Raw genomic sequence first — 1,683 nt, forward strand, 5'->3', positions numbered from 1 at the left:
GTGCACAGCGGGCCGGTGGGTGTGCAGCAGACGCGCGACTGGCTGCGCTGGCTCACCACGCTCATGCAGGCGAGCGCCGAACAAGGCCTGGACCTGAGCGAGCTGCTGCGCACGCCCGTGCCCGCGCGCTTCGCCGGCTGGGCCGCGCAGCCCGCCGAGCTGCACCGCAGCCTCGTGCAGTGGTACCCGCGGTACGAACAGCGGGCGCTGGATTCGCGCGCGCGCTGAACCCTGTTGCAGGGGTTGATTCGTTTCTGAACAGTGTCACAGCCGCGACCCGCCGCGAGGCCCGGGGGTGGCGCATTTCAGGCCGGAAAACCGCTCGAAAACGCTGGCATGGATGTTGCCATTTGCTGTCTGTGCAAACCCCGACGGCTGCAGGGCCGGGGTGTTCACGGGCGGCCGGGCATGGTGCTCGGTCGCAGGCATCACACATCCACGAACGAGCAGGAGACACACTGTGAAACGCACCCTATTGAGCCTGATGATTCTGGCCGCCACCGCCCACGTGAGCGCCCAGGGCGTGACCGACGCGATGATCGCCGACGACGCCAAGACCCCCGACAACGTGTTGAGCTGGGGCCTGGGCACCCAGGGCCAGCGCCATTCCACGCTCAACGGCATCACCGAGCGCAACATCAACAAGCTCGTGCCGGTGTGGTCCATGTCGTTCGGCGGCGAGAAGCAGCGCGGCCAGCAGTCGCAGCCGCTGGTGCACAACGGCAAGATGTTCGTCACCGCGTCCTACTCGCGCATCTACGCGGTCAACACCAAGACCGGCGAGAAGCTCTGGAAGTACGAACACCGCCTGCCCGAAGGCATCATGCCCTGCTGCGACGTGATCAACCGCGGCGCCGCGCTGTACGACAACCTGGTGATCTTCGGCACGCTCGACGCGCAGCTGGTCGCGCTCGACCAGAACACGGGCAAGGTGGTGTGGCGCGAGAAGATCGACGACTACGCCGCCGGCTACAGCTACACCGCCGCGCCCCTCATCGCCGAAGGCCTGCTGATGACCGGTGTCTCGGGCGGTGAGTTCGGTGTGGTCGGCCGCGTGGAAGCGCGCGACCCGCGCACCGGCAAGATGGTGTGGACGCGCCCCGTCGTCGAAGGCCACATGGGCTACAAGGACGGCAAGGAAAACGGCATCACCGGCACCACCAACGCCACCTGGCCGGGCGAGACGTGGAAGACCGGGGGCGCGGCCACCTGGCTGGGCGGCACCTACGACGCCAAGACCGGCCTGGCCTACTTCGGCACCGGCAACCCCGGCCCGTGGAACAGCCATGTGCGCAAGGGCGACAACCTGTACTCGGCCTCGACCGTCGCGATCGATGTGAAGACCGGCAAGATCGTCTGGCACTACCAGAGCACGCCCAACGACGGCTGGGACTACGACGGCGTCAACGAATTCGTCACTTTCGACATGGACGGCAAGCGCATGGGCGCCAAGGCCGACCGCAACGGCTTCTTCTACGTGAACGACGCGGCCACCGGCAAACTGGTCAACGCCTTCCCGTTCGTGAAGAAGGTGACCTGGGCCACCGGCATCGACCTCAAGACCGGCCGCCCCAACTTCGACGACACCAACCGCCCGGGCGACCCGACCGCCGCCGGTGGCGACGGTGCCAAGGGCAAGGCGGTGTTCTCCGCGCCGGGCTTCCTGGGTGGCAAGAACCAGAT

1 protein-coding gene and 1 pseudogene are annotated in these 1,683 nt (G+C 67.2%); both read left to right on the forward strand.

Translation table 11 applies throughout. From position 1 onward, the window contains the following. Window positions 1–228 (forward strand): annotated as a pseudogene (locus ACT6Q8_RS25460) (quinoprotein relay system zinc metallohydrolase 1); the annotation flags it as partial. A gap of 232 nt (window positions 229–460) precedes the next feature. Next, on the forward strand, window positions 461–1,683 hold a 1,223-nt coding region (locus tag ACT6Q8_RS25465; protein ID WP_444739473.1), incomplete at its 3' end, for a PQQ-dependent dehydrogenase, methanol/ethanol family.

The sequence above is a fragment of the Niveispirillum sp. genome, assembly GCF_052437035.1.
Taxonomy (GTDB): Bacteria; Pseudomonadota; Alphaproteobacteria; order Azospirillales; family Azospirillaceae; genus Niveispirillum.